The sequence below is a fragment of the Thioalkalivibrio sp. ALE22 genome (genome assembly GCF_000381445.1).
Lineage (GTDB): Bacteria > Pseudomonadota > Gammaproteobacteria > Ectothiorhodospirales > Ectothiorhodospiraceae > Thioalkalivibrio.
Genome location: NZ_KB906501.1, coordinates 245,598 through 260,061, shown reverse-complemented (window position 1 = coordinate 260,061; position 14,464 = coordinate 245,598). Strand labels below are relative to the sequence as shown.

At 66.4% G+C, this 14,464-nt stretch carries 14 protein-coding genes and 1 tRNA gene; 9 read left to right on the top strand and 6 right to left on the bottom strand.

Features of this window, described 5'->3' with window-relative positions; all coding sequences use genetic code 11:
* Positions 1 to 220 precede the first annotated feature (220 nt).
* The 8 genes from F793_RS0104580 (at position 221) to F793_RS0104540 (ending at position 8,572) form a co-directional block, all read left to right on the top strand.
* Positions 221 to 742, top strand: coding sequence for a DUF4168 domain-containing protein (locus F793_RS0104580; RefSeq protein WP_026280254.1), 522 nt, complete (start codon positions 221 to 223; stop codon positions 740 to 742).
* A 238-nt stretch (positions 743 to 980) separates the two neighbouring features.
* Complete coding sequence (gene rplM / locus F793_RS0104575; protein WP_017940583.1) at positions 981 to 1,409, top strand: 50S ribosomal protein L13; 429 nt, start codon at positions 981 to 983, stop codon at positions 1,407 to 1,409.
* 31 nt (positions 1,410 to 1,440) lie between these two features.
* Positions 1,441 to 1,833 (top strand): 30S ribosomal protein S9, encoded by a 393-nt coding sequence (rpsI, locus tag F793_RS0104570; RefSeq protein WP_018867174.1) that lies wholly within the window; start codon positions 1,441 to 1,443, stop codon positions 1,831 to 1,833.
* A gap of 43 nt (positions 1,834 to 1,876) precedes the next feature.
* Positions 1,877 to 1,950 (top strand) — tRNA-Gln (locus F793_RS0104565).
* Positions 1,951 to 2,475: 525 nt separating this feature from the next.
* A complete protein-coding gene (locus tag F793_RS0104555; RefSeq protein ID WP_018882738.1) occupies positions 2,476 to 3,393 on the top strand; it encodes an MBL fold metallo-hydrolase in 918 nt (305 codons plus the stop codon).
* 31 nt (positions 3,394 to 3,424) lie between these two features.
* A complete protein-coding gene (locus F793_RS13600; protein ID WP_018867185.1) occupies positions 3,425 to 3,574 on the top strand; it encodes a DUF3096 domain-containing protein in 150 nt (49 codons plus the stop codon).
* 152 nt (positions 3,575 to 3,726) lie between these two features.
* Entirely contained in the window at positions 3,727 to 7,569 is a 3,843-nt protein-coding gene (locus F793_RS0104545; RefSeq protein ID WP_018882737.1) for a DUF3683 domain-containing protein, read from the top strand.
* Between the two features lie 169 nt (positions 7,570 to 7,738).
* A complete protein-coding gene (locus F793_RS0104540; RefSeq protein ID WP_026279275.1) occupies positions 7,739 to 8,572 on the top strand; it encodes a rhodanese-like domain-containing protein in 834 nt (277 codons plus the stop codon).
* A gap of 105 nt (positions 8,573 to 8,677) precedes the next feature.
* Here the strand turns inward: F793_RS0104540 and F793_RS0104535 are convergent, their stop codons facing one another.
* Both F793_RS0104535 and rpiA read right to left on the bottom strand, forming a co-directional pair.
* Complete coding sequence (locus tag F793_RS0104535) at positions 8,678 to 8,887, bottom strand: DUF2905 domain-containing protein (RefSeq protein WP_018867188.1); 210 nt, start codon at positions 8,885 to 8,887, stop codon at positions 8,678 to 8,680.
* An 18-nt stretch (positions 8,888 to 8,905) separates the two neighbouring features.
* On the bottom strand, positions 8,906 to 9,568 hold the full coding sequence (gene rpiA / locus F793_RS0104530; protein WP_026279276.1) for a ribose-5-phosphate isomerase RpiA: 663 nt from the start codon (positions 9,566 to 9,568) through the stop codon (positions 8,906 to 8,908).
* Between the two features lie 102 nt (positions 9,569 to 9,670).
* Between rpiA and ilvA the strand changes: the two genes are divergently transcribed.
* On the top strand, positions 9,671 to 11,185 hold the full coding sequence (gene ilvA, locus F793_RS0104525) for a threonine ammonia-lyase, biosynthetic (RefSeq protein WP_018875837.1): 1,515 nt from the start codon (positions 9,671 to 9,673) through the stop codon (positions 11,183 to 11,185).
* Between the two features lie 327 nt (positions 11,186 to 11,512).
* Here the strand turns inward: ilvA and F793_RS14135 are convergent, their stop codons facing one another.
* The 4 genes from F793_RS14135 to F793_RS0104505 all read right to left on the bottom strand — a co-directional run bounded on the left by F793_RS14135 (position 11,513) and on the right by F793_RS0104505 (position 14,436).
* On the bottom strand, positions 11,513 to 11,719 hold the full coding sequence (locus tag F793_RS14135; protein ID WP_018875836.1) for a hypothetical protein: 207 nt from the start codon (positions 11,717 to 11,719) through the stop codon (positions 11,513 to 11,515).
* Positions 11,720 to 12,175: 456 nt separating this feature from the next.
* Positions 12,176 to 13,009: a symmetrical bis(5'-nucleosyl)-tetraphosphatase gene (locus F793_RS0104515; RefSeq protein ID WP_018877105.1), complete on the bottom strand. Its 834-nt coding sequence runs from the start codon at positions 13,007 to 13,009 to the stop codon at positions 12,176 to 12,178.
* Between the two features lie 13 nt (positions 13,010 to 13,022).
* Positions 13,023 to 13,421, bottom strand: a complete 399-nt coding sequence (apaG, locus tag F793_RS0104510; RefSeq protein ID WP_018867192.1) for a Co2+/Mg2+ efflux protein ApaG — start codon at positions 13,419 to 13,421, stop codon at positions 13,023 to 13,025.
* 37 nt (positions 13,422 to 13,458) lie between these two features.
* Positions 13,459 to 14,436, bottom strand: coding sequence for an ROK family protein (locus F793_RS0104505; protein WP_018882736.1), 978 nt, complete (start codon positions 14,434 to 14,436; stop codon positions 13,459 to 13,461).
* Between the last annotated feature and the right edge of the window lie 28 nt (positions 14,437 to 14,464).

The window sequence follows — 14,464 nt, the reverse complement described above, 5'->3', positions numbered from 1 at the left end:
TCAGCTGATTCAGTCCTAACCATCTGATTACTATAGAATGTCTCCCCGGTTGCCATTGTTGGCACGATGCCTGCTCCTCCTCAGGCAGCAATCGGAGAAGCGCAGCCCGCACGGGCTCATTCCTCCTCACACGGTTGCGGCGCGGCTGGACCGGGGGCGCCTCGAGCGGGTCCCGGTCGGCCGCGAGATCCGATCGAACCAAAGGAAAAGGAGCAACATGATGAATATGCGCAAGACGATCCTCGCGATGGCCCTGACTTCCCTGTTTGCCGTCGGTGGCGCGGCCTCCGCGCAGTATGGTGGTGCCGAAGGCGGCGCCGGCGGTGGCGACATGGGCGGCGCCCAGGGTGGCCAGCCCCCGGCCCAGGAAGGCGGTGCCGGCGCCGGCGGCGGTGCCCAGGGCGGCCAGCCGCCGCAGGGTGGCGCCCAGGGTGGCGCGGCCCAGGGCGGAGCCCCGATGCAGGAAGCCCCCGAGGTGGACCTGAGCGAAGAGGACATCGACACCTTCGTGACCGCCTTCGTCGCGGTGCAGGAAGTGCGCGAGGACTTCGCTGACCGCCTGCAGAACGCCGAGGACGAGACCGAGGCGCAGTCCATGCAGCAGGAAGCGCAGGACGAAATGGTCAGCGCCGTGGAAGATGCGGGAATGAGCGTCGAGGAATACAACGAAGTCGCCATGGCCCTGCAGAACGACCCCGAGCTGATGCAGGAAGTGCAGGAGCGCGCCGAAGCCCAGCTGTAAACGGGTTGTGTGCCGCCCCGGGCCTTGCGCCCGGGGCCTGCAAGGGGGGCCGCCCTTCGGGGCGGCCCCTTTATTATGTGCGGAGGGCGCTCGCGCAGGCCCCGGCCCGCCACGTCGCCTCCGGTGGACGTCGAGCGCGGCCCGTCTCGCGAATTGTCCCTTTTGCTTGAATCGGGTGAAGGGAAGCGTTATTCTTGCGCGCTTTCTGAATCGCCCCGACCTCGGAGCATCGAACATCATGAGTACCATCAGCGCCAAGCCGGCCGAAGTCGAACGCGACTGGTTTCTCGTCGACGCCGACGGCAAGACCCTCGGCCGACTCGCCACGGAGATCGCACGCCGTCTGCGCGGGAAGCACAAGCCCGTGTACACGCCGCATGTCGATACCGGCGACTACATCGTCGTGATCAACGCGGAGAAGATTCGCGTCTCCGGCAACAAGGCCATGGACAAGAAGTACTTCCACCACACCGGTTATCCGGGTGGCATCAAGGAAGCCAACTTCACCCAGATGATCGAGCGTCATCCGGAGAAGGTGCTGGAGCTTGCCGTGAAGGGCATGCTGCCGCGCAACCCGCTTGGCCGGGCCATGTTCAAGAAGCTCAAGGTCTACGCCGGCACCGAACACCGGCATACGGCCCAGCAGCCGCAGCCGCTCGAAGTCTGAGCCGCCAGAATCAGCAAGGGAATCGATCCGAATGGCTACCAATCAGTATTACGGCACCGGCCGCCGCAAGACCGCCGCTGCGCGCGTCTTCCTGCGCCCGGGTACGGGCAACATCACGGTTAACCAGAAGCCGCTGGACGAGTTCTTCGGCCGCCAGACCTCGCGCATGGTCGTGCGCCAGCCGCTGGAGGCGACCGAGTCCACCGAAAACTTCGACGTGATCGCAACCGTCGAGGGCGGTGGTGGTAACGGCCAGGCCGGTGCGATCCGCTTGGGCATTGCCCGCGCCCTGGTGCAGTACAACGAAGAGCTGCGCTCGCCGCTGCGTCGTGGTGGTCATCTGACCCGCGATGCCCGCGAGGTGGAGCGGAAGAAGATCGGCCTGCGCAAGGCCCGTCGTGCAACCCAGTACTCGAAGCGTTAAAATTCGCCTCGAGTTTCTGCGGGACGCACGCGATCCGGTTTACTGGGGGATCGTCTAGCGGTAGGACTACGGACTCTGACTCCGTCAACCCAGGTTCGAATCCTGGTCCCCCAGCCATCCATAGAGAAGGGCCCCCTCGTGGGGCCCTTTTCTATGGATATTTGAGCGAGTCCAGGGTTCGAACCTGGAAGGTTCGGCGAAGCGCAGCGGAGCACTGCGCGCGCGCCGCGCGTGCAGCCCCGAAGGGGTGAGGCGGCGCAGCCGCCGAATCATCCTGGTCCCCCAGCCATCCATGCGAGCGCGCCCCTCGACGGGGTGCGCTCGCATGTCGCATGAGCGGGCAGTCTTCCGGTTCATGCCAACCCGGGCCCGTCCGATTGGGCCGGTGGATGCCGATCTCCCGCCAGGTCTTGTCGATACTGCAGGGGCGGCTTGCGGTCCGCGTCCTGCCCTCGTTCGTCATCGATCCGCGGCCCCGCATCAGCCCCTTCCTCGACCGTGTCCCCGACTCCGCTACAATCCCCTGACCGGGAACGGGAAATGCAGGGAATTCTGGCGCGCTTTTCCCGTCCAATGCTGCAGAGCCCGGAGCCACCGGGCCGAATGGACCCGAATACCGAAGAGAAGAGGAGTGGAGCAAAGATGTCGGTACCCGATAACCCCTACGAGCCCGTGACCGTCGATACCACCGCCCACGAAGTGGAGGGCGCGGACACCTGGTACATGATCGGGATCTCCGGCATCCCGGACCCCGACAATGAGGGCCACACATCGAACGCCGGATTCGTCGTGACCGACGAGGGGGTGGTGGTCTACGACGCCCTGGGGACCCCGCCGCTGGGTTTCGAGATGATCCGCCGGATCCGTGAGGTGACCGACCAGCCGATCAAGTACGTGATCGCCGGGCATTACCATGCGGACCACATCTACGGCCTGCAGGCGTTCGCCGACCATACCGACGCGAAGATCATCGGTCAGGCACGGGCACGCGACTACCTCGGCGGGCCAGGCGCGGTGGCGCGACTGGAACAGCGTCGCGGGGTGCTGACGCCATGGGTGGACGAGGACACGCAGATCATCCCGCCGGACGAGTTCTTCGATGACGAGTACACCATCCGTCTTGGCGGCAAGACCTTTCGCTGCGTGCACGCCGGCCCGGCCCATTCACCCGACGACATCATCATGGTGGTGGAGGAGACGGGCGTGGTGTTTGCCGGCGACATCGTCTTTGACGGCCGTATCCCGTTTCTGGGGGACGACGCGCTGGATTCGGAGAACTGGGTCAATCGTCTGGAAGAACTGATGGAGATGGACCTTAAATTCCTGGTCCCGGGGCATGGCGAGGCCACCGATCAGGCAAGCCGCGCGGTGAAGTTCACGCGTGACTACCTGGTGAAGCTGCGCGAGCACATGGGCGCGGCCGTGGAGAACATGGAGACCTTCGACGAGGCCTACGCGGCCATGGACTGGAGCGACTACGAGGATCTCCCGGCCTTCGAGCAGACCAACCGCAGCAATGCCAACGCGGTCTATCTCGAGATGGAAGAAAAACTGTTCTGAACGCGCCGGCGTTCGGCAAGGGAGTCGCTGCATGACGCTGCATATTGACCCGAGTCTGCTGATGGCCATCCTGTCGCTGGTGGCGGGGATTCTGATCCTGATCCGCCCCCGACTCCTCAATTACATCGTCGCGATCTACCTGATCGTGATCGGGGTGCTGGGGCTCCTGGCCCACTGGTAGGGCACACTGCGGGACCGCCCGGGCCGCGAGCCCGGGTGGTTCCCGGGGGATAGTTTGGTGCCCAAAAGCATGGACCAACAGTGCGACTTCATGCGCAGGGCGCGCGGACCCGTTACTCTTTGGCCTCACTTTGATCGGGGGGCCACGCCTCAATGACCGCCGAACGCGTTCGAGAAATACCCTATAACTACACCTCCTTCTCCGACCGCGAAATCGTCATCCGTTTCCTGGGGTCCGATACCTGGGATCTCCTCAACGAGCTGCGTGGGGAGCGTCGGACGGGCGTGTCCGCGCGCATGCTGTTCGAGGTCCTGGGGGACATGTGGGTGGTCACCCGCAACCCGTATATCCAGGACGACCTGCTGGAGGACAAGAAGCGCCGCAAGGCGCTGATCGACGCCATGCAGCATCGCCTGGACCAGATCACGGCCCGGGCCGACGGCAACGAAAAGGCATTGAAGCTCGCCCAGCGCGCCCAGGCGGCGGTGTCTGCCTTTGCCAAGGAATTCACCGACACCGCGGCGCTGCGCGATCAGGTGCGCAAGCGCATGAAGGGCCTCACGCACAAGGACAATATCCAGTTCGGCGGGCTGGCGCGGGTGTCCCACGTGACCGACGCGACCGACTGGCGCGTGGAACTGCCGTTCGTGGTACTGACCCCCGATTCCGAGGAAGAGATGGGGCCGCTGGTCGCGGCCTGCATCGAGCTGGGCCTGACGGTGATCCCGCGCGGTGGCGGCACCGGCTACACCGGCAGCGCGGTCCCGCTGTCCAAGCGTTCCGCGGTGATCAATACGGAGAAGCTGGAGGGCCTCGGCGAGGTCAAGCGGCGACCGTTGCCGGGCGTGGAGCACGACGTGCCGGTGGTGCGCGTGGAGGCCGGTGTGGTTACCAAGCGCGTCTCCGAACTGGCCGATCGCAATGGCCTGGTGTTCGCGGTCGATCCGACCTCGCAGGATGCCTCGACCATCGGCGGCAACGTGGCGATGAACGCCGGTGGCAAGAAGGCCGTGCTGTGGGGTACCGCGCTGGACAACCTGGCGGCCTGGACGATGGTCACGCCCGAGGCGGAGTGGATGTACATCGAGCGCCTCGATCACAACCTGGGCAAGATCCACGACGCCGAGACGGTGCGCTTCCGCGTGACGCGCTATCAGCCGGATGGCAAGACCCCGAAGGGCGAGCCCGAGATCCTCGAGATGCCGGGGCAGCGCTTCCGCAAGCTGGGCCTGGGCAAGGACGTGACCGACAAGGCCCTGATGGGCGTGCCGGGCATCCAGAAGGAAGGCTGTGACGGCCTGATCACCTCGGCCGAGTTCATCCTGCACCGCATGCCCGACAACATCCGCACCGTGTGTCTCGAGTTCTACGGGACCGACCTGCACCAGGCCGTCCCGGCGATTGTCGAGATCAAGGACGCGGTGGATGCCGAGGACGACGTCCTGCTGGCCGGCCTCGAGCACCTGGACGAGCGCTATGTACGCGCGGTCAAGTACACGCCGAAAGGCGCGCGCGGCGACCTGCCGAAGATGGTGCTGGTCGCCGATATCGTCTCCGACGACGAGGATGCGCTGGGTCGGCTGGCCGCCCAGATGGTGCGCGCGGCCAATGCCCGAAACGGCGAGGGCTTCATTGCGGTCAGCCCCGAGGCGCGCAAGCGCTTCTGGGCGGATCGCGCCCGCACCGCGGCAATCGCCCACCACACCAACGCCTTCAAGATCAACGAGGATGTGGTGATCCCGCTGGAGCGTCTGGCGGAGTACACCGAGGGGATCGAATCCCTGAACGTGCGCGAGTCGCTGAAGAACAAGCTGACCATGGTCGACGAGGTGCTGGAGTGCATGCGCGGCGACCATCCCGAACTGCGCGAGCTGCTGGAGGACACCGGCGGCGAGGGTCAGCAGTGGTTCGAGTCCAAGCGCGAGCGCGCCGTGGAGGTCCTGGAGGCGGTGAAGAAGCGCTGGGAGGCGATCTCGGAGAACTTCTTCACGCTCGCGTCGGAGTGCGACGAGCTGCTCGACGAGTCGGCCCGCGCTGACCGTCGCGACCACGACAAGCTGATGAACCTGCTGCTGCGGCGCAGCCTGCGGATCTCCTACCGCGCCGAGGTCGAGCGCCCGCTGTTCGAGATCTTCGGTGGCCACCAGCTGGAGCCGGTGCGCAAGCGCCTGGCCGGGATCCACGACCGCGTGCTGACCAGCCGGCTGTTCATCGCCCTGCATATGCATGCGGGCGACGGCAACGTGCACACCAACATCCCGGTCAACTCCAACGACTACCAGATGATGCACCAGGCCGAGCGTCTGGTGGACGACGTGATGCGCCTGGCGCGCGAGCTGAACGGGGTGATCTCCGGCGAGCACGGGATCGGCCTGACCAAGATGCAGTACCTGGAGCCCGAGCGCATCGAGTCGTTCGCGAAGTACAAGAAGCAGGTCGACCCGAACGGCGTGTTCAACGCCGGCAAGCTGCTCGAGGGCTCCGGGCTGTCCAATGCCTACACCCCTTCGCTGCGTCTGGTGAAGCAGGAGGCGCTGATCCTGGAGCAGAGTGAACTGGGCGATCTCAACGACGAGATCAAGGACTGCCTGCGCTGCGGCAAGTGCAAGCCGGAGTGCAATACGCATGTCCCGCGCGCCAATCTGCTCTACTCGCCGCGCAACAAGATCCTGGCCACCGGACTGATCGTCGAGGCCTTCCTCTACGAGGAGCAGACCCGCCGCGGGCTGTCGCTCAATCACTTCGAGGAGATGAACGACGTCGCGGATCACTGCACGATCTGCCACAAGTGCCTGAATCCGTGCCCGGTCGACATCGACTTTGGCGACGTGACCATGCACATGCGTTCGATCCTCAACAAGAAGGGCAAGCGCAAGGCGACGCCGGCCACGATGATGTCCATGGCCTTCCTCAACGCGAAGGATCCGGCCACCATCAAGGGTATCCGCAAGGGCGCGATCCAGATGGGCTATGCCGCCCAGCGTCTGGGGCACTTCGCGTTCAAGAAGCTGAACCTGACCGGCGAGGGCAAGACCCCGCGCTCGACCACCGGCAAGGCGCCGGTGCACGAGCAGGTCGTGCACTTCGTGAAGAAGCCGATGCCCGCCGGTCTGCCGAGCCAGACCACGCGGCAAATGCTGGGGCTGGAGGATTCGCGCTATGTGCCGATCCTGCGCGACCCGGTGAAGACCGATCTGGATTCGGATGCGGTGTTCTACTTCCCCGGCTGCGGCTCCGAGCGCCTGTTCAGCCAGGTGGGGCTGGCGACGCTGGCCATGCTCTACGACGTCGGCGCGCAGACCGTGCTGCCCCCGGGCTACCTGTGCTGCGGGTATCCGCAGAACGCCGGCGGCGACTTCGAGAAGGGCCAGCAGATCAGTACCGAGAATCGCGTGCTGTTCCACCGGCTGGCGACCACGCTCAACTACCTCGACATCAAGACCGTCGTGGTGTCCTGCGGGACCTGCATGGATCAGCTGCTGAAGTACGAGTTCGAGCGGATCTTCCCGGGCTGCCGCCTGCTCGACATCCACGAATACCTGATGGAGAAGGGCGTGAAGCTCGAGGGGCTCAAGGGCGTGCAGTACATGTACCACGACCCCTGCCACTCGCCGATGAAGTCGCACAAGCCGACCGACGTCGCCTCCAAGCTGATGGGGCAGGACGTCCTGCAGTCCAACCGCTGCTGCGGCGAGGCCGGCACGTTCGCGGTGAGTCGCCCGGACATCGCCACTCAGGTGCGCTTCCGCAAGCAGGAAGAACTGCACAAGGGCATCAAGGAGCTGACCGGCGAGGAGAAGGCAGAGAACGGCAACGTGAAGATGCTGACCTCCTGCCCGGCCTGTCAGCAGGGGCTTTCGCGCTATCGCGAGGACACCGGGCTGGATACCGACTACATCGTGGTCGAGATGGCCAACCGCCTGATGGGCGACGGCTGGCAGAAGAACTTCATCGACCGCGCGCGCGAGGGCGGGATCGAGAAGGTGCTGCTGTAGTTTCCGTTGCACACAAAGGGTGCGGGTTGGCTACAATCGGGCGAGGCGAGCGGCCGGGCCGGGGAATAAAGCCCCGTCTCGCCGCGTCGCCCAACGGGCGTCGAATACGCCCCAACAGGGCCGCGGCAGTGCGTGCGGCATGTTCACCCGTCCATGCAAGGGAGTTCGCATGACCTTTCGCTCTTTGAGTCCCCGCCTTGCCGTCATGGCCCTCTGTGTCGGGCTGGCCGGTGCCCCTGTCGTGGCCAGTGCCCAGGCCTTTGTCGAGTTCCCCGGACGCAGCCTGTACGAGCGCTTTGGTGTGGATGCCGTGGACCTGTTCGATCTGCGCGGTCAGCTGTCGCGTTCCACGGTGATCGACGTCCGCCCGCGCCTGGAATACGACATCCTGCACATCGAGGGGGCGCATCACGTCCCGCTCGGGGCCCCGGATTTCGAGGACCAGGTCCGTGCACTGGAGGAGCAGCACGGTGGCCCGCTGGTGTTCTACTGCAACGGTCGTGAGAGCTATCTGTCGTATCGCGCCGCGGCGCGTGCCAACTCCGCGGGGCTGGGCCCGACCCAGGCGTATGATGCCGGCGTCAAGGACTGGGCGGAACGCTATCCCGGACTGGCACTCCTGCGCGGTGAGCCCATCGAGGACCCCGAGACGCAGTTGATTGCCGACGACGCCTTCGAGGCGCGTCTGCTGGAGGCCGACACCTTTGCCCGTCGCGTCCGCGAGAACGACGATGCCGTGGTGGTGGATGTGCGTGGCAACGAGGAACGCGACGAGATTTCGCTGTTCGCCGGGCGCGAGATCTCCGCGCCGCTGGAGAATATCGACACGCTCAATCGGATCGTCGACCAGGCCCGCCGGGACGGTGCCCCGCTGCTGATCTTCGACCAGAACGGGCAACAGGTGCGCTGGCTGCAGTATCACCTGGAGGAGCGGGGGGTCGAGGACTACCGCTTCCTCGAGGGCGGCCTGCAGCGCTTCTACGACGAGGTGATGGCGCGCTAGGCGCGGCCCGGAGCGTTTCCTGCATCTGCGTTTTTCGCACGAAAAAAGGGCCGGGATCATGCGATCCCGGCCCTTTTGTTTGACAGCGCGTGCGCTGGCGGCGGGTCAGCGCCGGAAAAGCGCCAGCAGGATCGAGATCACCACGCTGACGATGATCATGGTGGTGATCGGGAAATAGAACCGGCTGTTTTCCCCCTCGATCACGATATCCCCGGGCAAGCGGCCCCAGGGGATTTTGCCCAGCCAGGGCCAGAGCAGGCCGATCACCACGATCAGCCCGCCGATGACGATCAGCCACTTGCCCGTGTCGGTCATGGCGATCGCCCCGATCGATTACTTGGCGGTCATCTCCTCGACGCCCGTGGACGAACCCACCAGCATCACGTCCGCCGGCCGCCGAGCGAACAGGCCGTTGGTCACGACACCGGCGATGTGGTCCAGCTCGGACTCCAGCTCCACCGGGTTCATGATGCGCAGGTTGTGCACGTCGAGGATCACGTTGCCGTTGTCGGTCTTGAAGCCCTCGCGCAGCTCCGGGTTGCCGCCCAGCTTCGACAGGGCGCGGGCGACATGGCTGCGGGCCATCGGGATCACCTCGACCGGCAGCGGGTAGGCGCCCAGGTAGTCCACGACCTTGGTCTCGTCGACCACGCAGACGAAGGTCTTCGATGCGGCCGCGACGATCTTCTCGCGGGTCAGAGCCCCGCCCCCGCCCTTGGTCAGGTGCAGGTGCCGGGTGGCCTCGTCGGCGCCGTCCACGTAGATCGGCAGCGGGCCGGCGGAGTTCAGGTCCAGCACCTCGATGCCATGTCCGCGCAGGCGCTCGGCGCTGGCCTCGCTGGAGGCGACGGCCCCGTCGATCTTGCCCTTGATGCCCGCCAGGGCGTCGATGAAGTAGTTCGCGGTAGACCCGGTACCCACACCCACGATCCAGCCGCTCTCGATCCGTTCCAGCGCCGCCTCGGCCACGGCCTTCTTCATTTCGTCCTGATTCATCAACATCTCTCGCATGTACGATCCATAACCCATTGAGGATACCGACTGCTCCGGCCCCGGGACAAGCGGAACCGTGAACCGCTCGCATGCTATGGTTTCGCCATGCAAATCCCCTATCTCGAGAAGATCCTGACGGCGCGCGTCTACGACGTGGCCCGAGAGACACCCCTGGACTCGATGCCGACCCTGTCGCAGCGCCTGGGCTCGACGCTCTGGCTCAAGCGCGAGGACCTGCAGCCGGTGTTCTCGTTCAAGCTGCGCGGCGCCTACAACAAGATCGCCCAGTTGACCCCGGAACAGCGCGCCAAGGGCGTGGTGGCGGCCTCCGCGGGCAATCATGCCCAGGGGGTCGCGCTGGGGGCGAACCACCTCGGCATCAAGGCCGTGATCGTGATGCCGGTGACCACGCCCTCGATCAAGATCGCCGCGGTGCGTCGTTTCGGCGGCAAGGCCGTACTCCACGGGGATTCCTTCGACGAGGCCGCCGCCCACGCCCGCGAGCTGGAAGCCAAGCACGGCTACACCTTCATCCATCCGTTCGACGACCCCGACGTGATTGCCGGGCAGGGCACGGTGGCCATGGAGCTGCTGCGTCAGCATCCGGGCGAACTCGATGCTGTGTTCGTCTGTATCGGAGGCGGGGGGCTCGCCGCTGGCATGGCGGCCTATATCAAGCGCCTGCGCCCGGAGATCAAGGTCATCGGTGTGGAGCCGGACGACGCGCCCTCGATGTACAAGGCGCTGCAGCAGAACCGCCGGGTCAACCTCAAGCAGGTCGGTATCTTTGCCGACGGCGCGGCGGTGCGCCAGGTCGGCAAGGAGACCTTCCGCCTGTGCCGCGATCTTGTCGACGAGGTCCTGCTGGTGGATACCGACTCCATCTGTGCGGCCATCAAGGATGTCTTCGACGATACCCGCGTGGTCGCCGAGCCGGCCGGTGCCCTGGCGGTGGCCGGGATGAAACAGTACCTCCAGCGCGAGGGCGTGCAGGGCGGAAACTTCGCTGCGGTCTTAAGCGGCGCCAACATCAATTTCGACCGGCTGCGCCATGTGGCCGAACGCGCCGAGATCGGCGAGCATCGCGAGGCCCTGTTCGCGGTCACCATCCCGGAGCGCCCGGGGAGTTTCCGCCAGTTTTGCCAGGCTATCGGCAAGCGCGGGATCACCGAGTTCAACTACCGCTATGCTGACGACGAGCACGCGCAGGTGTTCGCCGGGATCAAGCTGGAGGGCGGTGATCGCGAGCGCCGGGAGATCCTGGAGGCCCTGGAGGGGGCGGGGTACGAGGTGCTGGACATGACCGAGAACGAGGTCGCCAAGCTGCACCTGCGGCATATGGTCGGCGGCCACGGGGGCGAGGTCCGCAATGAGCGGATCTATCGCTTCGAGTTTCCGGAGCGACCCGGGGCGTTGCTGAATTTCCTGACGCATATGGGGCAGACCTGGAATATCAGTCTGTTCCATTACCGCAATCATGGGGCGGCCTACGGGCGTGTGCTGGTCGGTATGCAGATCCCGTCCGAGGATCGGGCCCGGTTCCGCGAGTTCCTGAAGGAGGTCGGGTATCCGTGGCACGAGGAGACCAGTAACCCGGCCTACTCCCTCTTCCTCCGCTGACCGCATCTCACCAGGCGCTTGTTCGTCAGCGCAGGCAGGTCCTTCGTCTGGCTGTCTGCCTCGTGGTGGCTGGTCCTGGTTCGTCCTCCGGTGTTTACGGTGCCGTCGGTCCGCAACCTGCCGATTTTTGGCTAGGCCTGGTTCGTCCTCTGGTGTTTACGGTGGCTTCGGTCCACGTACTGCCGTGCGCTGACTCGCCAGCGCGCCGCGAGGTCCTTTCTTGCTTGCCCAAGAAAGGACCCAAAGAAGGGCACCCGGATTTCGCCCGGGAACCTCGCTCCGGACGTGCTGGGCCGGCGGCGCTGAACTCGCTGCGCTGCGCTCCGCTCAGACATCCAGCGCCTTCTTCCGGCCCATCACGCCCTCCGCGAGGGGCTCCATACGGGAGGCGAAGGTCAAAACCGAACGCATCACCATGTTTGCGCCTAACCATAGGCAATGCCGCTCGAAAGCCCCTGGCGCCCGCTGCGCGGGCGCGGCACGCAACGGCCGCAGGCCGAGCGTGCCCGAGATGTGCGAAGACCCAGCCTTCATCCATTAGCAATCTCGTCGGAACCGCCGTTGTCTTGACCTTGACCCCCCGTTGTCGTCGCGCCGAGTGGAGAGGGTTTTCGCGGGATCAGAGGCGCTGGATGTCTGAGCGGAGCCGCAGGCGCAGCGAGTTCAGCGCCGCCCGCGAAAAGCCTCGGAGCGAGGGAAGCCCCGGCCCGCACAGCGGGCCGGGGTCGCGGCAGTCGGGCGTGTTTCTTGGGTACTTCTTTGCACGAGCAAAGAAGTACCTCGCGGCGCGCTGGCGAGTCAGCGCACGGCAGGCGGCGGACCGAAGCCACCGTAAACACCAGAGGACGAACCAGGCCTAGCCAAAAATCGGCAGGTTGCGGACCGACGGCACCGTAAACACCAGAGGACGAACCAGGACCAGCCACAACAAGGCAGGCGGCTGGATGACAGCGGCGAGTGCCTGGAAGGCGGTGTGCGGTAGCGGGTGGGTCAGGCGGGGCAGGGCGTCTGCCAGGTGGTGACGCGGGCCGGGTCGCCGTCGGTGTGATCGAGGCGGGCAAGCGTCATGCAGTTGCCCCAGACGCAGCCACTGTCCAGCGCCAGCCAGTCCGCCCCCACCCGATGCCCGAGCGCGGCCCAGTGTCCGAACACGATCGGGTGCCCGGCGGCGGCTCGTTCCGGCATCCGGAACCAGGGCCGGAGATCGGAGGGCGCTTCCTCGGGCGGGCCATTGCCGGCGAACTCCAGGTCGCCGTCCGCGGTGAGATAGCGCATGCGGGTACAGGCATTGATGGTGTAGCGCAGGCGCTCGTATCCGTCGAGATCCGGGCTCCAGTGGCTGGGTTCGTCGCCGTACATGACCTCGAACAGTGCGTGGCGTCGTGCCGGGTCGCGCAGCTCGGCCTCCACGCGCCGGGTCTCGCGCGCGGCCGTGTCCGGGTCCCAGGCGGGCGGGAGTCCGGCATGCACCAGGGTCCAGCCGCTGGCGGTGTCGCGGTGCAGCAACGGGCGCTGGGCCAGCCAGTCGAGCAGGTCCGCGGCATCCGGGGCATCCAGCACCGGGCGCAGGGTGTCCTTGCCACCGGGCGTGCGGACGCCCTGTGCGGTGGCGAGCAGGTGGAGGTCGTGGTTGCCGAGGACCGTCGTGGCAGCATCGCCCAGGTCCATGACCCGGCGCAGGCAGCCCAGCGAGTCCGGGCCGCGGTTGACCAGGTCGCCGACCAGCCACAGGTGGTCCTCCGCCGGATCGAACCGCACCTGTTCCAGGAGTCGATCCAGCGGGTCCAGACAGCCTTGGAGATCCCCAACGGCGTACAGCGCCATCGTTCCGCCCGGCCTAGTGCAGGGTGCGCGGGACGGAGAGGGTGAACGGCGGGATCGGCGCGTCGAAGGTGTTGCCGCGTTCGTCGCGCATGCCGTAGGAGCCCTCCATGGTGCCGACCGGGGTCTCGATGACCGTGCCGCTGGTGTATTCGAAGCTGTCGCCGGGCGCGATGCTCGGCTGTTCGCCGACCACCCCCTCGCCACGGACCTCCTGCGTCTGGTCGCGGCCGTCGCGGATGATCCAGTGGCGGTTGAGCAGTTGCACGGTCAGCGCGCCGGCGTTGCGAATGACCACGTGATAGGCGAACACGTAGCGGTCGTCATCCGGCTCGGACTGGTCCTCCACGTAGGCGGTGGACACCTCGATCTCGATGGTATGGGCTTCGGCGTCGTGCTCTTGGGGCGGGTTCATGCGGTTGTGGCTCCAGGTTTGAGCGGGAGACCCGGCATCAGGGGGTCGCGGACCGGCTGGCGCAGACGGCGGCGCCCAGCAGGCCCGGTTCGGGGTGCATGATAAGGGCCACGGGCAATTGCTCAAGCAAGTGGGTCATCGGTGGGCGATTCCGGAAGGCACAGCGAAAGCGCGGGCCACGGAAGGCGTCGACCCAGCGGGGCGCGATCCCGCCGGCCAGGTAAATGCCGCCGGTGGGGAGCGCGGTCAGGGCCATGTCGGCCAGCTGTCCGGCATACAGCCCGACGAAGCGGTCGATCACGTTCTCGGCGGCCGGGTGGCCCGCCCGGGCCAGTTCGCCGATAGCGGCTGCCGGGTCCCGCGCGGCAAGGGCCTCCGCCAGCTCGGGATCCGCTTGCCGGTCGAGCTCGAACTGGCCGATGCGGGCGATCCCGCGCCCGCTCAGCAGGTGTTCGCGCGTGCAGTAGCCCAGTTCGCGGCTTACGAAATCGCCCAGCGCGGCCTCTTCGGGCCCGGCGGGCGAGAAGCGCGCGTGTCCGCCCTCGCCGGGATAGATGGCGGGCCGGCCGGGCGGACCCACCAGACAGGTGCCCAGCCCGGTGCCGGCCCCCGCGACCAGGCGCAGGCCCGCCGGATCGGGTGTCGCGTGCTGGAGGGTCTCGCAGTCGCCGGGTTGCAGCGCGTCGAGGCTCGCGCCGATGGCGGCGAAGTCGTTGAGGAGCGTGACCGGCATACCCAGGCGTTCGCCGAGGCTGGCGGCCTCCAGGGCGGGCCAGTCCAGGTTGGTCACGCGTGCCCGGCCCTGATGGACCGGGCCGGCCACCGCGAGTCCGGCGGCGGCGAACGTATCCACTGTGGCGTATTCGTGGCGCCAGTGCTCGAGGATGCTGGCCAGTTCCGGATGCTCGCGGCTGGGGTAGCGTTGCGCCTCGTGCAGGGACCAGCCATCCGCCTCGCGGCGGGCGCGCGCGACACGGGTGTTGGTTCCGCCGACATCGGCAACGATCAGGTCCATGGGTTCATGGTAGCGGATCGTGGTGACC

What these genes read in the sequence shown, in the direction of transcription:
- F793_RS0104580 (WP_026280254.1), top strand. Translation starts at nt 221, where the DNA reads ATGAATATGCGCAAGACGATCCTCGCGATGGCCCTGACTTCCCTGTTT.
- rplM (WP_017940583.1), top strand. Translation starts at nt 981, where the DNA reads ATGAGTACCATCAGCGCCAAGCCGGCCGAAGTCGAACGCGACTGGTTT.
- rpsI (WP_018867174.1), top strand. Translation starts at nt 1,441, where the DNA reads ATGGCTACCAATCAGTATTACGGCACCGGCCGCCGCAAGACCGCCGCT.
- F793_RS0104555 (WP_018882738.1), top strand. Translation starts at nt 2,476, where the DNA reads ATGTCGGTACCCGATAACCCCTACGAGCCCGTGACCGTCGATACCACC.
- F793_RS13600 (WP_018867185.1), top strand. Translation starts at nt 3,425, where the DNA reads ATGACGCTGCATATTGACCCGAGTCTGCTGATGGCCATCCTGTCGCTG.
- F793_RS0104545 (WP_018882737.1), top strand. Translation starts at nt 3,727, where the DNA reads ATGACCGCCGAACGCGTTCGAGAAATACCCTATAACTACACCTCCTTC.
- F793_RS0104540 (WP_026279275.1), top strand. Translation starts at nt 7,739, where the DNA reads ATGACCTTTCGCTCTTTGAGTCCCCGCCTTGCCGTCATGGCCCTCTGT.
- F793_RS0104535 (WP_018867188.1), bottom strand. Translation starts at nt 8,887, where the DNA reads ATGACCGACACGGGCAAGTGGCTGATCGTCATCGGCGGGCTGATCGTG.
- rpiA (WP_026279276.1), bottom strand. Translation starts at nt 9,568, where the DNA reads ATGAATCAGGACGAAATGAAGAAGGCCGTGGCCGAGGCGGCGCTGGAA.
- ilvA (WP_018875837.1), top strand. Translation starts at nt 9,671, where the DNA reads ATGCAAATCCCCTATCTCGAGAAGATCCTGACGGCGCGCGTCTACGAC.
- F793_RS14135 (WP_018875836.1), bottom strand. Translation starts at nt 11,719, where the DNA reads ATGAAGGCTGGGTCTTCGCACATCTCGGGCACGCTCGGCCTGCGGCCG.
- F793_RS0104515 (WP_018877105.1), bottom strand. Translation starts at nt 13,009, where the DNA reads ATGGCGCTGTACGCCGTTGGGGATCTCCAAGGCTGTCTGGACCCGCTG.
- apaG (WP_018867192.1), bottom strand. Translation starts at nt 13,421, where the DNA reads ATGAACCCGCCCCAAGAGCACGACGCCGAAGCCCATACCATCGAGATC.
- F793_RS0104505 (WP_018882736.1), bottom strand. Translation starts at nt 14,436, where the DNA reads ATGGACCTGATCGTTGCCGATGTCGGCGGAACCAACACCCGTGTCGCG.